Source organism: Candidatus Magnetominusculus dajiuhuensis (genome assembly GCF_046044395.1).
GTDB classification, from domain to species: Bacteria; Nitrospirota; Thermodesulfovibrionia; order Thermodesulfovibrionales; family Magnetobacteriaceae; genus Magnetominusculus; species Magnetominusculus dajiuhuensis.
This window is the reverse complement of record NZ_JBJUSG010000024.1, coordinates 14,006-31,695: the sequence shown is the minus strand read 5'-3', so window position 1 is coordinate 31,695 and position 17,690 is coordinate 14,006. Positions and strand designations below refer to the sequence as shown.

The window sequence follows — 17,690 nt, the reverse complement described above, 5'->3', positions numbered from 1 at the left end:
TAGGGGGTACTCTTGCCGGTAACCCAGCGGGTGTAGTTATTTAGACGCTTACCTTTCTTTGTCTGTCATTCCGGCTTCATTTTGTTATTCCGGTGCCTTAAAGGTGACAACAATCTAAGCAACTACCACTTACTTATGATGGAGAACAAATTTGCAACAGGTGCCCTCCCAATGTATTTCCCATGAACACTTCTTGTAAATTTAAGTAGGACGTATTGATATAAATGCCTGTGACTAAAGTCACATTTATTTTTTTCTTGACATTTATTTTCTTACTTATGTACTATAGCACAGCGTTGAAGGATTGTTGTTGATGTTGCCGCTGAAGTCGTTGTACAGTGGCTATGGCAGCGCTTCAAAGTCAAAAATATACTATCAAAGGGCGGTCAAGGGGGTGGCCCAAGGGGGCGATTGGCTCAGGATGTTTATCTGTACCGCGTAAATATCAGGATATCGGAGGAGGATAATGAAAAGTTCAAATCGTACACAGGTATGTCTTATCGCGCTGGCCATAGGGGCAAGTTTGCTGCTGGGCTTAGTCAGCTCAGCAGCGGTTGAACCGGCAAAAGGCGTTGATGGTAAGAAGATTTACGAAAGCCGCTGCGTCATATGCCACGGGCCAAGGGGAGACGGCAAGGGGCTGATGGACGTTATCCACAGGAATGAAAAAAAGGGTATGGTCTGGAGCGTATTCCCAAGGGATTTTACATCCGGCGTGTTTAAGTTTCGCTCTACTCCAACCGGTTGTTTACCCACAGACGCAGACCTCACGAGGGTCATCACAGGCGGCATTCCAAGGTCATACATGCCTTCTGCCGGCGATCTGCCAGATGAAAGTATCAAGGCCGTTATAAAGTATATAAAATCATTCTCCCCACGGTGGAAAGAGGAGGAGGCGTGTAAACCTATCCCCATTAAGAAACCCCGGTATGTGGGTTCCGCCGAGTCTGTCAGGAAGGGCGAACTGTTGTGGAATAAGATGAAGTGCTGGGAATGCCACGGCAGGGAAGGCAAGGGCGACGGCCCTAAGAGTGATTCTCTGAAGGATGACTGGGGCGATAAAGTCCTGCCGTTTGATTTCACTTCCGGGGCCACAAAGATGGGTTTTGCTCCCGAAAATGTCTATATCGCTTATTCGGCTGGATTAGACGGAACCGGAATGCCGTCGTTTCAGGATTCGCTAAGTGAGGATGACAGATGGAACCTTGTTTCATATACATTAAAACTCATGGGACGGCTAAAGTAATAGCCAGGGAGGTTATATGTCTTTAGATAGAAGGAAATTCTTAAAATATTTGGGCGTGGCAGGGGCTGCCGCTGGGACGAGCATGTTAGTGTCGGAGGGTATTAAGACCAAAGAAAGGGGTGCCATAGGCCCGCTCACGGCAGAGGCTCAGACTACCACTCCCCAAAAACATGATTATGAGGTAAAACCCGGTGAGCTGGACGCGTACTACGGCTTTTGGAGCGGCGGACACTCCGGTGAGGTACGCATCATAGGCGTACCGTCAATGAGAGAGATAAAACGTATCCCCGTGTTCAACATGGACGTGGCCACAGGCTGGGGCATAACCAATGAGAGCAAGGCCATGCTCAAGGGCAGGTTCTGCGGCGATACGCACCATGTCCACGGCTCATACAATAACGGCGTTTACGATGGAAAATATCTCTTCGTCAACGACAAACTAAACAACAGGGTCGCGCGCATACGCACCGACTACATGGAGACTGATAAAATCGTTGATGTGCCGAATATTCAGGGTATGCACGGCCTGTTCACCCAAAGGTATCCCAAGACGGAGTGGGTGGTGTGTAACGGCGAGTTTCAGGTGCCGGTGCCAAACACCAATCCATCGCAGAAACCGGCTGACTACAACGGCATACATACTGTTATTGACGCCGAGAAGATGGAGATTGTCTGCCAGGTGCTTATGGATGAGAACATGGACCTCGCCGCAACAGACTACGGCGGCAGATACTCCATGGCCACCTCGTATAATATCGAAAAAGGCGTTACAGTGTCCGAGATGCTTGCCTCAGACTATGACTACATGCTGGTGTTCCATTGGGACAGGATGAAAAAGGCGCTGAAAGACGGCAAGTATAAAGTTATAAACGGTGTTAAGGTGCTTGAAGGCAGGGAAGGGAAGTCCGATTTGACGATAAGAATCCCCGTCCCTAAAAACCCGCACGGGGTAAACGTCTCCCCCGACGGCAAGTACGCGGTCTGCTCCGGCAAGGTCTCCCCTACATGTTCAGTCATTGAGATAGATAAAATCGAGGATGTCTTCAACGGCAAGCTTAAACCTAAGGACGTCATCATCGCCCAGCCATTTATCGGCCTCGGCCCGCTTCACACCACCTTTGACGGTAAGGGCAACGCCATCACCTCAGTGTTCATAGACAGCACAAACGTCAAGTGGAACATCCAAAAGGCCATAGACAACGAAAAGCTGCCGGAGGAAAAGAAGAAAAACTCTCACATCATAGATGTCCTCGACGTCAACTATCAGGTCGGGCACATAATGGCAACAATGGCCGAGACAAAAGAGGCAGACGGGCAGTGGCTCGTGTCGCTTAACAAGTTCTCCAAAGACAGATTCCTAAACGTAGGGCCTTTGAAAAACGAATGTGAGCAGCTCGTTGATATCACCGGCGAAAAGCTCAAGCTCGTCCATGACTCCGCCGCCTACTTGGAACCGCACGACTGTATCATGGTAAGGCGGGACATTATCGAAAAGCATGTGAAGGACAGATACAATATGTTCGACAACCCGCTGGCGGTAACCAAAAGCGGTGTGGAGCGAAAGGGCAAAAAGGTCACAGTAAGGCTTACGGCCAATGCCCCTGTGTTTGGTTTGACAGAGGTTAGCCTGAAAAAGGGCGAAGAGGTTACCGTTATCGTGACAAATCATGACGAAATCTCAGACCTTGACCACGGCTTTGCACTGTCCAACTATAACATCAATTTCGTCGTCGCGCCGTTTCAGACGAAGTCCGTAACGTTTATCGCCGACAAGCCCGGTGTGTACTGGGCATACTGTACAAACTTCTGTCATGCCCTTCACCTTGAGATGAGGATGAGACTTATTATAACGTAAGATTGTAATAGCGCTATGCAGCCGGCCAGCCGGGGGTTGGCCGGCTCATAATTTTTTAAAACAAAAGGAAGAAGGAAAAGAATATGAAAAGAATTGTGGCATTGTTTTTTATCTTTGTGTTGACTTCCGCGGCCTTTGCCGAAAAGCCTAAGTTCCTTGAGCACAGGTATGAATATAAGCTTGAAGATGTATTAAAGGCCGATAAGTACGAAAAGAAAGACCGGTACTGGGAGGCATATACGGGCGGGAAACTCGTCGGATATATCCTGTTGTCAAAGGACTGGACTGCCCAGCATGTGGGTTATTCAGGCAAGCACATGGAGACGCTGGTTGGGTTTGACACCAAGGGCACAATTACAGGGGTAAAGATAATATTTCACGCCGAACCAATCGTATTGATTGGCCTTAAAGAGGACAATTATGATAATTTTATAAAGCAGTACACGGGTAAGAGTATCCTTCAGGGTATGTCGGTTGGAAACGAGATAAAAATGGACGCCATCACTGGGGCTACAGTAACGGCGGTCGTACAAAACGCCATCATAGCCGAGAGCGCTAAGAAGGTTGCAGGGGAGGCCGGTCTTATAAAATACTCACAACAGAAGGGCCATAAGCTGAGCAAAAAGTTCGACACCCTCTCATGGAAGGAACTCATGGACGCGGGAGCTGTAAGAAACATCCTCGTGACTCAGGAAGACATAGGGCAGCAAGGCGGCAAAGAGCCGTATATTGATCTCTACTTTGGCCTTGTCGGCCCACCTTCAATAGGGAAAAATGTCCTCGGTGAGCGCACCTACGCGGAGGTCATGGAATCGCTTAAAGAGGGTGAGTCCGCCGTGTTTATCTTTTCAAACGGCCCGGGTTCATTTAAGGGTTCGGGGTTTGCGCGAGGCGGCGTATTTGAGAGATTCAATCTTGAGCAAGATGACAGGCAATATGTTTTTACAGATAAGGAATATAAAATCCTCACAGATATTGCCGCAAAGGACGCGCCTGCCCTGAGAGAAGGCGGCGTTTTTATCGTCAGGTCTAAGGACTTCGACCAAAGCAAGCCGTTTAAGCTGAAATTGATAATCGGCTACCGTTCAAGCAACGAAAAGAAGTTTAAGCCGGTCATCTCGGAGTACAAACTGCCGGATAGGTTTATGGAGCAATAGATACGTTGAGAGGAAGACATGCGCACTGGCTGAATGAATGGACATGCCCTGTTGATGTTCGCGCTAATGTCTGGATTCCTGCCTTCGCAGGAATCCAGAAGGGTTATTGGTTATAATACACTATGAATGAATTGACTGAGTCGCCCCTGTGGAAGCTGATATGGATGCAAAAGGCGGTGTACATCGGCTTTTATGCGGCGTTTCTTGTCGTCATATTTGCGGTCATTGCCTTTAAGGACAGGCTATCAGGGCATCGCCGCGCACTTAACATCATAAGATACGCGATACTAACTACCGCGTTTATCTACGTCGGCCTTGTGCTGAAGGCGCAGCCCTCTACGACAAATTCGGTTATCGCCATCAACGCGTTCAAAGACGGCGAGTTCCCGCTTGAGCTTTTTATGATGGACCCGTTTATTTTTCTTTCCTTCATTTTCATCATAATCACGGCCGTGCTGTGGGGTAGGGGGGTGTTCTGTGGTTGGCTCTGCCCGTATGGGGCGATTACCGAGCTTTTTAACAGGATAGTCTCCCGGATATTAAAGACCGCCCCCAAAAAACTGTGTAATATAAAACTCCCGCAAAAGATTCACAACCTGGCGCTCTATATAAAATACATAATTCTGGCCGCCATCATCGGGGTATCGTTTTACAACTTCATGCTCAGCGAATACATGACCGAAATAGAACCGTTTAAGACACTGGTGCTCAAACTCCACAGGCCGTGGTATTTTGTCGCGTACTTCTTTGCCCTATTGGTTGTGTCAACGATTGTAACGCGCTCATTCTGCCAGTATATATGTCCTTTAGGGGCGGCGATTACCCTGCCGTCCTTTGTGAAGTGGCTGCCCATTGTCAGGCTGAAAAGATACGACAGGTGCTCGGCGTGTAAGATATGTAGGGGCGACTGCGGCTATCAGGCCATTGACGAGGGTGGGCGGATAATGGACACCGTGTGCATGTACTGTCTGGATTGCCAGATGAACTACCATGACGAGGGACGATGCCCTGAGCTTATAGGCCGCAGGAAAAAGGCCGCGGCAGGTGCGGCGGTATCCACGATAACTGCCGTTATTGCCGCATGTGTCCTGCTGAGTCCTTCATTGGCGTTGTCATCAACCCTGATCGTTGACAACAGCACGGGCAGAGGCTCCATCTCCGGGGCAGTCAAAAACGCCAAAGACGGCGATGTTATTGAAGTCAGGCCGGGCAGATACAGAGAATCCATTAAAATAACCAAGGCCATCCACCTGAAAGGGACAGGCAATCCCGTGATTTTGGCTGTGGACGATTTCCCCGTAATCATAGACACATCAGAGGTAGTGTTCGAGGGTTTTACGATTGAATTTGAAGGAACAGGTTTTTCCTCTGACAGCACCGCCCTTGTTGTCACAAAGGCCTCTGACAACGTGACAGTAAAAAACAACACGCTGCTAAACGTGATGTTTGGTGTTCGCAACCTCGAAAGCGTCAATCTGAGGATTGACAATAACACCATCACAGGCATTAAGGCATTAGAAGAGAATGACAGAGGCAACTGCATAACCCTCACAGGTTCATATAAGGCAACCATCACCGGCAACAGATTATCCTACTGCCGCGACGCCATGTATATGGAAATCTGCCACGATTCAACCGTCACGCACAATGATATATCGAAATCACGCTACGCCATTCACACCATGTGGGTAGATACCGGCAATTTCAGCTATAACACTATCTATGACAACCTCGTTGGCATGGCTATTATGTACACAAAAGAATCCAGGGTTAATGGAAATCTCTCCGCGGGCAACAAGACCCACGGCCTGCTCTTAAACCAGACCGTGAGGAGCGAGATTTCTGACAACAAGATAATAAGCAACGCAAAGGGCATGTTTATATATAATTCGGTAGGAAATAAACTCACCTCAAACCTGATAATGAATAACAACATGGGTGTGCATAACTGGGGCGGCTCAGAGGATAACCAGTTCACACGCAACTCATTTATCAACAATGAGGTGCAGGTAAAGTACGTGTCCTCCAAAAACCAGTACTGGAACTACAACTACTGGAGCGACTACCTCGGCTGGGACATGACGGGAAAGGGCACGGGGGATATCCCCTATGAGTCAAACACGGTGGTTGACCATGTGTTTTGGCGCTATCCACTGTCGAAATTGTTGTTTGCAAGCCCGGCGCTGCACATACTCAAGGTGCTGGAGAAACAGTTCCCAATACTGGAAGTCCCCAAGGTTGTGGACAAAAACCCGTCAATGACACCCTACCACGCGCACTGGAAGGAACTATCTATAAAGTATGCACACTATGTGCCGGACAAGTACTATGGAAATATGGAAAAAATTGTAAATCTGACAGGTGGTATGTGATGCTTAAATTCGTGCGCGTAACGAAATACTACGACGACATAAAGGCCGCCGATGAGGTGTCATTCGAGCTGGTGGAAGGGGAGATGTTTGGCCTTGTTGGTCCAAATGGCTCAGGGAAATCCACACTCCTGAGGATGATGCTGGGCATTATAAAACCCACAGAGGGGCAAATCCTCATGGGTGGCGCCGCACTCAAGGACAATGACTGGCGGGAGTTCAGAAGGTTAATCGGCTATATGCCGGAGCGTGTCTCATTTTATGACAACCTGTCAGGCAAGGCAACGCTGGAGCTTTTTGCAAGCGTCAAGGGCGGCGGCATAGGCAATATTGAAGACATACTGCCGCAGCTCCTGCCGTGGGAAGTCCTTGCCCGTAAGGTAGGGACATACTCAAAGGGTATGCGCCAGCGTCTGAACCTTGCCCAGTCGCTATTAAATAACCCCGGCTTTCTGGTGCTTGACGAGCCTACCAGCGGGCTTGACCCCATAGGGACGAGGCTCCTGTATGATATACTTGACGGTGTGAGAGAAAGAAGGAAACTAACGGTAGTGCTCTCTTCCCACATGCTTGCGGAGGTGGAGGAAAAGGTCAACAGGGTTGGTATTATGAAAGATGGGGCACTTAAGGCCGTTGGCACGCTTGACGAGTTATATCGGGGGCTAAACCTGCCACTAAGGTTGATAATCATGGTAAAGGACCACGGCTCGCAGGGGGCGGAGATAAGAGAAACCCTGAAAAAAGAGGGGGCACTTAACATAACATACGCGGGGGGGCAGATTACGGCCGAGCTGCCGGTTGCAAATAAGCTGAAGATGCTTGCGGCGATTTTAGGACATAAAGAGGACTTTGTGGATTTCACGCTTAGACAACCATCTTTAGAGGAGGTTTTCTTTGGCATTCACTGAACGGCACGGGCAGCCATCGCCGCTGAAGGCCCTGGCATATAAGGAGTTTTCGGACAGGCTCAAGAGCAGATGGGTGGCTGCGATAACGCTTGGCTTTGCCGTTCTGACAATCGTCGTGAGTTATTTCGGTTCCGCCGCCAGCGGGGTTGTCAGTTTCAGGACAATGGCGGCCACAGTTGCAAGCCTTACAAGCCTTGTCGTATACTTTATACCGATGCTGGCGCTGACTCTTGGCGGTGGCGTGATTGCGGACGAACGGGACAGGCACACGCTTGATTTATATCTGTCTGCGCCGATAACGGCGGCTGAGTTTATCGCGGGCAAGTATATTGGCCTTGCCTTATCGCTTGCCGTGCCGTCGCTGTTGGGGTTCAGTATTCCCGGAGTGATATTGTTGCTTAAGACGGGGGTTGGTTCTATGGGCAGTTATATGGTATTTGTTGTGAACTCTGTGGCGCTGGGCCTGGTGTTTTTGAGCATTTCCTTTTTGACGTCTGTGATGTTTTATGAGCGCAGCAAGGTTGTCGGCTTTACGGTGCTGGTGTGGCTTGTCTTTACTATCGTATATGACCTTGGGCTTGTCGGGGTGTTGATAGCGACGAAGGGGGCGCTGACGCCGGGGGCGTTTATTGTCATGTTGCTGCTTAATCCTGTGGATGTGTATAGAATCCTGAATTTCACGACCATAGGGGAATATTCGGTGTTGATGGGGCTGGCCTCGGTGGATATACCCGGCTTTATCAGGCCCTCTGTGCTTTGGGCAGTGACCATTGCGTGGATAGCGGCACCGCTTTTGGCAAGTTATTACTTTTTTAAGAAGAGATACATGAAATGAGTTCAGCTCTTAGTAAATAAATAAGGAGGTCCCAAAAAATGAAGAAACGTATTATGCAGACAGTTGTCCTATCAGCAGCCCTGGCGCTGTGCGTGGCGAGTATTTCCTTTGCATACGAACAGGGCGAGGTAAAAGGCGGAGTTGACGTAAAGGGAGTAATAAAGTATTCGGGTATGCCACCGAGAGAAGAACCCATTCGCATAGAAAAAGACGAGACTGTATGCGGGGAAAGTCAGAAACCCGGCACCTATGTGGTATACGGCGATAATGGGATAAAAAACGCGGTAGTGTGGCTTGAGGGCGTTTCAAAAGGGAAGGCCGTGCCAAAACAGGACGTTGCCATTTCGATTAAGGGCTGCAAAATCGAGCCGCTTGTCGGCGTGGGTTTTGTCGGCGGCGACTATGTCATAAAAAACGAAGACCCGATTTTACATACCGTTCAGTTAAAACTTGGCCTGCAATATCAAAAAGCGATATCTGGAAGGCCGCTTAAAGACGGCTCGACCATCTTAAACCTGGCCCTGCCGGACAAGGACGCGATAATCAAAAAAACTATTAAGGACTACCATAAGCTGACAAAAGACACGGGCTACATAACAGTGAAATCCAACGCCCATGACTGGATGAAGGGATACATATTTATATTTGACCAACCCTACGCGGCTATTACAGACGGCTCCGGCAAGTTTGAGCTTACCAATGTCCCTCCGGGACAATACATCCTGAGGGTATGGCACGAGGGTACGGGGATAACTGAGCAAAAGATAAAGGCGGAATCTGACGCTAAACCAGTAGAGATAGATATAACGGCTAAGGGCAAAACGGCGGGCGATGACGCCGCGGCAATAGTGAAATAAGGGAAGCCAATTGTTGGGGCTGCCGCGGCTTGATTGTCAGGCCGATGCAGTCTTTGTAAAATATAATTAAGATGTTTGTCACAGGAGGAGCTAATGAAAAAGGTATTTCTCGTTGTTGGTGTACTGGTAACAATGTTGTTACTGCCGCTGTTTGCGTTTGCGGATTCGAAACCCTATGAGGTCGTTGACGTAAAGGACGGCGGTTCGATTAAGGGGAAGATTAAGTCATCAGGGCCAGTTGCCGACCCCGTTTTGGATATTAAGAAAGACGAGGCCGTCTGCGGAAAGTCAGTCCCGAAACAGGAGTACATCATCTCGGCTGCAAATGAAGTGAAAAACGTGCTGGTGGTAGTCGAAGACGTTGAAAAGGGAAAGGCCATTCCAAAGACCGACGCGGTCATTGATAACCAGAAGTGCGAATTTGTACCGATTGTCGCCATCGCTTACGTTGGTGGAAAGTATATCATAAAGAACAGCGACCCGATATTTCACAACACCTCTTTGGGCGTAATCCTTGGAGAAGGCAAAAAGAGGACGGTGTATAATCTGGCGTTGCCGAACAAGGACCAGTCAATTGAGAAACCCGTTAAAGTAGCCGGCCTCCAGATAGTGCAGTGCGATGCCCACTCGTGGATGAGGGCATATGTCTATGCAAGCAAGACCCCCTACGCCACCGTAACAGACGCCAAGGGGGATTTCGAGATAAAAGACCTCCTGCCCGGCAAATACAAGGTAAGGATTTGGCATGAGGGCTTTGGAGAGGTTACAAAGGATATAGAGGTTAAGGCCGGTCAGGCAACCGCACTTGACCATACGTTTACAAAAAAATAGAGCTGACTGAGGGGGCCGGGCTTTGAAATATTCAGGCTCCGCCCCCCATTATGGAGATAATTATGGCTGACGTGAGTGTTAAGAAGGGTTTGACAAAAGGGGTAATAAAACTTACCGTGCTACTTGGCATAGGTTTTATTTTCCTGTTTGTATTAGGTCGGCTCTTGCCGGTGCCTTCAGAGGACGGCTACAGGGTTTTCCCGGTAATAGGGAGCAGGGTGTGGGTGTGGATAATAGCGCAGTTGCACCTGAACTTTGCGGCCTTTGTGCTGGGTGTGCCGATTTTTGCCGTTTCGATGGAGTTTCTGAGCTGGAGGCGCAAGGACGACAGGCTTGACCGTATTGCGTACGATTTTACGAAGCTATTCACGCTGGCCTATACGATAACCGCGTCCATAGGGACGATACTACTAATAAGTCTTCCTGTCCTATATCCAAAGTTTATGGACCACATGATGAAAATACTGGGGCCGACGTGGTGGCTCTATGTAGTAGTGATGTACGTAGAGGTAATGGTCTGTTACTATTATTACTATTCGTGGCACAAAATGAAAAACAACAAGGGGGCGCACGTTGCCATAGGCGGCCTCTTAAACATAATGGGTGTTATGATGCTCCTGATAACCAGCTCATGGGTTGGATATATGACAACGCCGGGGGGGGTGTCAGAAACGGGAGAGCTGATAAGCCGGTGGCACGCCATCAAGACCCACATGTGGATTCCCCTGTCTATACACAGGCTGGTTGCCAATGTGGTCTTTGGTGCCGGTATCGCGGCATCCTATGCGGCGTACCGGTTCATAGTCTCTGAGACGGATGAGGACCGGGCCTATTATGACTGGATGGGATATACGTCGGCGATGATTTCTATCGGGTTTTCTCTTATCCTGCCCGGCGTGGGGTATCTGCTAGGCGTTGAGATATATTCGTTTAACGAGCAGATGGGTATTCAGTTGATGGGCGGGTTTTTCGCGTGGCTTTGGGTGATGCAGGCAATACTAATCGGGGCTATACTGATGTTCGTGAACTACTACCTGTGGATATCGCTGAACAAAATGCCCGGTGGTGAGAGGTATTTCAAGTATGTGAAGTTCCTCTTCATCGTGATGCTGCTGGGGTACGCGGTATGGCTGACGCCGCACGATATAGCATTGAGCCTTGACGAGGCAAGAAAAATGGGGACATACCACCCTGTGCTTGGCAATCTTGGCGTCATGGCGGCAAAGAACACGGCCGTCGTGATAACCTACCTTGTGACGTTTCTGAGTTTTGCCATATTCAAGATGAGCAACAAAGAATCCGTCGTGTCGTGGGCAAAGTTTGGGAACGCGCTGAGGATTATAATAGTTGCGGGGTCAACGATAGCCGTCCTTGCCTTAGGGGTTTACAGCTATATGGTGTCTGCCTCTGTCAGGGTAAAGGTGCTGTCGCCGATACAGTTTGGTGTATTCTTTTTGTCCATCGTGGCGTTGTTTATTCTGGATGCGAAGATGTTTAAAAACGCGAAGATAATAGGCCCGCCGAGGTGGGGCAAGATGCCTGAAAGGTCGCAGTATGCCCTGATAGGAATAACGGTTACGTTTACCTGGCTTATGGGAATGATGGGATACATGAGGTCAGGGGGCAGGCAGTACTGGCACGTATATGGGATAATAAAGGACACATCACCAGACGCCTTTTTGCCGACGCACGGGTTTGCCGCTGTGGTAACGTCCATCCTGACGGTTATCTTTTTTGCCCTGATGGGGTTGTTATTTTACGGGATAATGAAGCTGGAGAAGAAAGGCGGACAAGGGGGGGCCAAGGCATGAAATGGGGCGTAATAAAACTCTTCACATTCGTGATAGTGATAAACATCTTCTTTGCCCTCATAGGGCTTTATTTCCTCCCTCAGTCGCAATCGCTTCCTCCTAAGACGATAAAGATAGAGAAGGGGATAACCCAGGATGAGCTGATTACCATAGGGGAGACGATAATATTCAGCAAGGGCCAGTGCATGGTGTGCCACCCGATGAAGCAGGAGACAGGCATGAGGGCACCGGCAATTGCAACCATAGGGGCTGAAATTGTGAAATCCGCAAAGGAACGAAACATGACACCAGAGGCATATGTCTTTGAGGCCCTGGTAAATCCCGGCGAGTACGTTCAAAAGGGATTTGAAAACATGATGCCACCGGTGCATAAGCCTCCGACATCCTTAACCGAGGGTGAGCTGATAGCCGTTGCGGCATTTCTGCAGAGCAAGGGGGCAAACGTAACCGTAAGCTATCCTGAGTCCATCCCGGCACTGCAGGAGCAGATAAAGATAGAAGCGAAAAAAGGAGGCAAATGATAATGCTGAAGATATATCCAATCATAGCGATTATTGGACTTGTCATCTCAATTGGTTCAGTGATCAGAAAATCTCCTTTTTTTAATTTCATAGGGATATTGATATGTATATACGGGCTGCTTAAGAGCGCGGAGTACATAATGATTCCGCTGCCCTCGCAGGTCATCCTGATGTACATGGCAATGAGTTTTTTCTCCTTTTTTATCTATTTCTCGATACAGGAGGAGACATTTAAGGCCTTCCTTGAGCCGATGAGGGCGGTGTTTGCCGATGACAACAAGGCATTGCTGAGAGTACTAATTGTGTTCATAGGGCTGCCGTTGTTTGCCGGATACCTGACATACGTCAAGGTGAAGCCTACATATGACCCGCCTGTCTCTGGAAGGATAGTGCATCCAGAGCCGCCGTCGCAGATGGAATTCAGAGGCAAGACCATGAATGTGCTGGGGCTGGAAAATCCCCTGAGGAAAGACGCCGCCAACTTTACCAAATACGTGGAAGAGGGAAAGAAGATTTACTATCAGAACTGTTTCTTCTGCCACGGCGATGACCTCGATGGCAAGGGGCACATGGCACAGGCGTATAATCCTGTACCGCTGCCGTTTAGGGGAACGGATACGATAGCGCAGATGCCTGAGTCCTTTATCTTCTGGAGGGTATCAAAGGGATGGCGCGGGCTTCCGGCTGGGGCAGGGCCGTGGAACTCCGCGATGCCTTCATTTGAGGATTTCCTGACAGAGGAAGAGGTCTGGAAGGTAATAATGTTCATCTATGACTCCACAGGCAATAAGCCGAGGAGCTGGTAATGGATATGTTTATTAGGAGGTTCTTAAGAATGAGGATTCTGATAGCGGTTCTGATAGCGATGTGTTTCCCTGTTTCGGTGTACAGCGCTGACAAGCCTGCCGACAACCCGGAGGGAAAGAAGATATATGATGGCTGGTGCGCCCAGTGCCATGGGTATAAGGGCGACGCCGATTCTTTTACGAAGGACGTCTCACTGCCCAAGCCGAGGGATTTTACGTTTGGCTCGTTTAAATTTCGTTCAACCCCCTCTGGCGACCCGCCTACCGACGCGGACATCACAAAGGTCATAAGAAACGGCAACCCGGGCACCTCGATGCCGCCGTGGAGCAGATTCAGCGACGCCGAGGTCAAGGCAATCGTAGGGCACGTAAAATCATTCGCTCCCGATACGTTTGCAATGGAAACCAAGCCCATAAACATAGGCAACCCACCCAAGGCAAGCAAGGAGATAATTGACCAGGGGAAGGAACTGTTCAAGACGGCCAAGTGCGTGGAGTGCCACGGCACCGCCGGACGTGGAAATGGTGAGAAGGGCTGGCAGGCGGATTTCAAAACAGATTGGGGCTATGGCATTGCCCCTGCCAATTATACCCAGCCATGGGAGCTGAGAAACGGCTCAAGCCTTGAGGACATTTATAGAACAATCTCTGTGGGCCTAAGTGGCACGCCGATGACGTCCTATCTGGACTCAATGCCCGATGACAAGAGATGGGCGCTTGCGCATTTCATTAAATCGCTCCAACTGACAAGGAAGCTGGGCCTGGCGCTGAAGGTAAGAAAGACAGAGACGCTGCCCTCAAAGCCTAATGACCCTGCGTGGGAGTCGGTGGACTATTTAGATTTACCGATGGGTGGACAGTTGATGTTTGATACGCGCGACTTTACGCCGGTTATTACGAATGTCAGGGTCAGGGGGTTGTATACATCAAAGGAGCTGGCCATATTGCTGCAGTGGACAGATAAAAAGCCAAACGATGGCAGCGATGGCAAACCCAGCGACTCAATACGCATTCAATTCCCCATTAATAAGTTAGAGGGTACAGAGCTGCCATACTTTTTTATGGGCACAGGGAAGGCCCCTGTGAACCTGTGGCAGTGGAGGGCCTCGGACAAGGATAAGGTCTCATCCATGACGGCAAAGGGCCCGGACAAAATAGAGCCTAAGGAAAAACCGGAGGCAACGGTTATGGCGTCCTATGACGACGGGCTTTACAGTGTCGTCTTTAAGAAGGAGCTTAAATCTGCGAAGGACGACCCTGTGTTTGAGGCGGGCACATTTATACCATTTGCCGTGGCGGCCTATGACGGGCAGAATGATGAGGATGGCAACGCAAGGGGGGCGGTCTCGGCGTGGTATTACCTGATGATGGAGCCGCCGATGCCGTTGCGGGTGTATGTTTTCCCGCCAATTGTGTCACTTGGTGTGTTGATAGCGGGGATATGCCTCCACAAAAAACTTAGGAAAAAAAAGGTATAACAAACTGTTTAAGATAGCGACGGCCATATGTTTGTTTGTACTGGTTTGTGGCGGGTGTTCCGGTGAGAGGGAGCGCCCGGTGGGGGCGGTTGAGCTTACGAGGAAGCACGCGTGTGCGGTGTGCGGGATGATACTTGTGGATTTCCCCGGCGCGAAGGGACAAATCCATTATACTGATGGGAAATATGACGTATTTTGCGGGACGATGGACATGTTTACGTACTATTGGCAACCTGATACGCCTAAGAATATCGCGGCCATATATACAAACGACATGGGCGATGCGAATTGGAAGACGAAGTGGATAGATGCGAAGAGGGCGTACTATGTCTGTGACGCAAAGAAGTCAGGAGCGATGGGCGACCCGTTTATGCCATTTCTGGATGAGGAAAAGGCGAGGAATTTTGTCAGGCTCTACGGCGGGGAGGTGTTAAGATTTGATAACATCACGCCAGACATGTTAAAACCCTTTCAGGTACACCATAGACTGCCGAAGCCGCCAACGGCGGCAGCCCAAACTCAATAGACAAAACATACGCGAAAATAGGGGTGAAGGGGGGTTACCTCCCTTCGTCGTTAATCCTTAAAAAGAGAGTGCCAATGTCACTAATTCATCAGAGCTGGTTGTTGGGTGAACGGCCAGACTACTTTTTTTTTAGCATGGGCAGATATTTATCTTTAATCGTACCGACGATGGATGTTGCCTTTTCTATGCTGTTTTGTGTTTTAGCGACGAGCCTTGTGGTATTTTCGATTACCATTATAGTAGCGTTGTCAACCTGGTCGCTGACATTCTCTTCCAATGCGCCAATGGTGTCCTTCAACTTGCCTTGAATCCCGTCGACTACGGATTTCGGCGTTGTAACCAGAGCTATTGCGGCACCCATAAAGCTTCCGAGAAACACCGATGCAAACACTATGGCTCCAGAGAGCTTTTGTTTAGGATTAAACATATCTTCTCATTATCCAGTTATCTCCACTATCTCATCTTACCACATAAACATTGCTGCTGCATATAGGTCATTAGCCGACCCTTCTCTTATGATGTTACCTGATGGAATCCTGATTTGTCAATGTCTAAGTTGAATATTTTTTTATATATTTCTAAACCAATCCCATGACGCCTGAAAGGATTAAAGACGAAGGGGGGTAACCCCCCTTCAACCCGTAATCACGTACACGTTTTATCTATCGCCAAGACGGGGGATTATCCCCTGAAATTTGCCCATTGCATATTGATTTTAATTTGCGGCTTGAAGTAATATATAACTCCGGCGGGTGTGGCTTGAGATGCCCCGCAATCGTTTGTTTGGAAAAGCGAGGAGATGATTTCTTAAAGTAATGCTTAAGACGGCTGGTATTATTATTATTGGCGACGAAGTCCTGTCCGGCAAGGTTGAGGATGTCAACTCTTCATTTGCCGCAAAGGGGCTGCGCCTGAAAGGTATTGACGTCCGGCGTATCTCTGTCATCTCTGACGATGTCGGTGAGATCGCCGCCGAGACAATAAATTTCTCCAGACGATACGACTATGTCTTTACATCGGGTGGCCTCGGCCCTACGCACGATGACGTTACAATCGAGGGCATATCAAAAGGGTTTGGCGTTGACATAGCCATCCACGGCGATTTAAAGGCAATTCTCGTCGGCCACTACGGCGACAAACTCACGCCGGAGAGATTGAAAATGGCGGAAGTCCCCGCTGGCTCAGAACTCATCAAACACGCCTCAATTAAATTCCCCATTATTCAATTTAAAAACGTGTATATACTGCCCGGACAGCCGGAGCTGTTCAGAGATAAATTTAAAGTGCTGGAGCAGGTTTTGTCCAGTGAACTGCCGATTTTGTTAACGAAGGTTTATATAACCGAGTACGAATCCGAGATAGCGCCGTCTTTAAATGTTATTGTCGCCGAAAACAAAGACGTCAAGATTGGCTCATACCCCGTCATGCGTAACGCCGACTATCGTGTTATGCTCACCCTTGAGTCTATGGACGGCGAGGCCCTCAACCGCACCATCAAAATGATTACCAACGGGGATTTTAAAGACAAAGTCCTGAGGGTGGAAGGTGAGGGTGCCGATGGTAATCGGTAAGACCCTGCTGACCGAAGAACAAATCAGGGCAAGGATTAAGGAGCTTGCCGACAGGATTAATGCCGACTACAAGGGAAAGGAAATCCTGGCCGTCGGAATATTAAAGGGCGCCTTTATGTTCTATTCAGACCTCGTCAGGCAGATTCGCGTACCGCTGATTGTGGACTTCATCGTCTCCTCAAGCTACGAGGACACGACTACAACCGGAAAGGTCAATATACACATTGATACAAGAATACCGGTAACCGGCAGAGACGTCATCATTATTGAAGACATTATTGATACGGGGATTTCCCTTAGTTATATTAAAGAAAAACTGTTAGATAAGTCACCAAACTCACTGAAAATATGTGTTTTATTAGATAAGAAGGAGCGCCGCTTAGTAGAGGTCGACGTTGAGTACGCCGGTTTTGAAATCCCTGATGAGTTCATCGTGGGCTACGGTACGGACTATAACGATAACTTCAGAAATCTCCCCTACGTGGCTACACTAAAACATTCGGGATGAACCTAAAGAGGGGATTGAGAAAATATGTATGAACTAATGATAGAATCGGGTTTTTGTGCAGCGCATCAGTTGAGAAACTATAAGGGCAAGTGCGAGGACCTCCATGGCCACAACTGGCGTATTCAGGTCTATATCCAGGCCGAAAGACTAAACGAAATAGACATCGCCGTTGACTTCCACGACCTCAAACGATATGCCAAGGAGGTTACAGACCAGCTCGACCATACGTTTCTCAACAACTTGTTCCCATTTACGGAGATTAACCCATCGTCAGAGAGCATTGCCAGATGGATTTATGACTCCATGAAAAAGAAGATAATCGAGGAGACCGTCAGGCTCACGGCGGTAACGGTATGGGAGTCCGAATCGGCGTCGGCTACGTACTATGAAGATTGAGCAATTATGGAAATA

Annotated in this window: 17 protein-coding genes; 16 read left to right on the top strand and 1 reads right to left on the bottom strand. The window is 48.9% G+C overall.

Going from position 1 to position 17,690, the window contains the following annotated elements; genetic code table 11:
- Nucleotides 1-466: 466 nt before the first annotated feature.
- The 13 genes from AB7D94_RS05230 (at nucleotide 467) to AB7D94_RS05170 (ending at nucleotide 15,200) form a co-directional block, all read left to right on the top strand.
- Nucleotides 467-1,246: a c-type cytochrome gene (locus tag AB7D94_RS05230; RefSeq protein ID WP_420264675.1), complete on the top strand. Its 780-nt coding sequence runs from the start codon at nucleotides 467-469 to the stop codon at nucleotides 1,244-1,246.
- Nucleotides 1,247-1,262: 16 nt separating this feature from the next.
- Nucleotides 1,263-3,101 (top strand): TAT-dependent nitrous-oxide reductase, encoded by a 1,839-nt coding sequence (gene nosZ, locus AB7D94_RS05225; RefSeq protein ID WP_420264674.1) that lies wholly within the window; start codon nucleotides 1,263-1,265, stop codon nucleotides 3,099-3,101.
- An 83-nt stretch (nucleotides 3,102-3,184) separates the two neighbouring features.
- Nucleotides 3,185-4,258: an FMN-binding protein gene (locus AB7D94_RS05220; RefSeq protein ID WP_420264673.1), complete on the top strand. Its 1,074-nt coding sequence runs from the start codon at nucleotides 3,185-3,187 to the stop codon at nucleotides 4,256-4,258.
- 122 nt (nucleotides 4,259-4,380) lie between these two features.
- On the top strand, nucleotides 4,381-6,630 hold the full coding sequence (gene nosD / locus AB7D94_RS05215; protein ID WP_420264672.1) for a nitrous oxide reductase family maturation protein NosD: 2,250 nt from the start codon (nucleotides 4,381-4,383) through the stop codon (nucleotides 6,628-6,630).
- Nucleotides 6,630-7,535 (top strand): ABC transporter ATP-binding protein, encoded by a 906-nt coding sequence (locus AB7D94_RS05210; RefSeq protein ID WP_420264671.1) that lies wholly within the window; start codon nucleotides 6,630-6,632, stop codon nucleotides 7,533-7,535. Before nosD ends, AB7D94_RS05210 begins: the two co-directional genes overlap by 1 nt.
- A complete protein-coding gene (locus AB7D94_RS05205) occupies nucleotides 7,522-8,370 on the top strand; it encodes an ABC transporter permease (RefSeq protein ID WP_420264670.1) in 849 nt (282 codons plus the stop codon). The genes AB7D94_RS05210 and AB7D94_RS05205 overlap by 14 nt, the downstream gene beginning before the upstream one ends.
- A gap of 38 nt (nucleotides 8,371-8,408) precedes the next feature.
- Nucleotides 8,409-9,227: a carboxypeptidase-like regulatory domain-containing protein gene (locus tag AB7D94_RS05200; protein ID WP_420264669.1), complete on the top strand. Its 819-nt coding sequence runs from the start codon at nucleotides 8,409-8,411 to the stop codon at nucleotides 9,225-9,227.
- 93 nt (nucleotides 9,228-9,320) lie between these two features.
- A complete protein-coding gene (locus AB7D94_RS05195) occupies nucleotides 9,321-10,058 on the top strand; it encodes a carboxypeptidase regulatory-like domain-containing protein (protein WP_420264668.1) in 738 nt (245 codons plus the stop codon).
- A gap of 62 nt (nucleotides 10,059-10,120) precedes the next feature.
- The gene (locus AB7D94_RS05190; protein ID WP_420264667.1) at nucleotides 10,121-11,869 is read left to right on the top strand and encodes a cytochrome ubiquinol oxidase subunit I; all 1,749 of its coding nucleotides are present in this window, start codon (nucleotides 10,121-10,123) and stop codon (nucleotides 11,867-11,869) included.
- Entirely contained in the window at nucleotides 11,866-12,390 is a 525-nt protein-coding gene (locus tag AB7D94_RS05185; protein ID WP_420264666.1) for a hypothetical protein, read from the top strand. The genes AB7D94_RS05190 and AB7D94_RS05185 overlap by 4 nt, the downstream gene beginning before the upstream one ends.
- Nucleotides 12,391-12,392: 2 nt before the next feature.
- A complete protein-coding gene (locus AB7D94_RS05180) occupies nucleotides 12,393-13,196 on the top strand; it encodes a c-type cytochrome (RefSeq protein ID WP_420264665.1) in 804 nt (267 codons plus the stop codon).
- 29 nt (nucleotides 13,197-13,225) lie between these two features.
- Nucleotides 13,226-14,674, top strand: coding sequence for a c-type cytochrome (locus AB7D94_RS05175; protein ID WP_420264664.1), 1,449 nt, complete (start codon nucleotides 13,226-13,228; stop codon nucleotides 14,672-14,674).
- A 31-nt stretch (nucleotides 14,675-14,705) separates the two neighbouring features.
- Entirely contained in the window at nucleotides 14,706-15,200 is a 495-nt protein-coding gene (locus AB7D94_RS05170) for a nitrous oxide reductase accessory protein NosL (protein ID WP_420264663.1), read from the top strand.
- A 118-nt stretch (nucleotides 15,201-15,318) separates the two neighbouring features.
- Here AB7D94_RS05170 and AB7D94_RS05165 read toward each other — a convergent pair whose 3' ends face one another.
- Nucleotides 15,319-15,627 carry a hypothetical protein gene (locus tag AB7D94_RS05165; protein WP_420264662.1) on the bottom strand — a complete coding sequence of 103 codons (309 nt, stop codon included), beginning with the start codon at nucleotides 15,625-15,627 and terminating at the stop codon, nucleotides 15,319-15,321.
- Between the two features lie 388 nt (nucleotides 15,628-16,015).
- Between AB7D94_RS05165 and AB7D94_RS05160 the strand changes: the two genes are divergently transcribed.
- From AB7D94_RS05160 to queD, 3 genes are read left to right on the top strand one after another with little or no spacing between them, the layout of a single operon-like run.
- On the top strand, nucleotides 16,016-16,771 hold the full coding sequence (locus tag AB7D94_RS05160) for a competence/damage-inducible protein A (protein ID WP_420264661.1): 756 nt from the start codon (nucleotides 16,016-16,018) through the stop codon (nucleotides 16,769-16,771).
- Nucleotides 16,758-17,279, top strand: a complete 522-nt coding sequence (gene hpt / locus AB7D94_RS05155; protein ID WP_420264660.1) for a hypoxanthine phosphoribosyltransferase — start codon at nucleotides 16,758-16,760, stop codon at nucleotides 17,277-17,279. The genes AB7D94_RS05160 and hpt overlap by 14 nt, the downstream gene beginning before the upstream one ends.
- 24 nt (nucleotides 17,280-17,303) lie before the next feature.
- Entirely contained in the window at nucleotides 17,304-17,675 is a 372-nt protein-coding gene (gene queD / locus AB7D94_RS05150) for a 6-carboxytetrahydropterin synthase QueD (RefSeq protein WP_420264659.1), read from the top strand.
- Nucleotides 17,676-17,690: the final 15 nt, after the last annotated feature.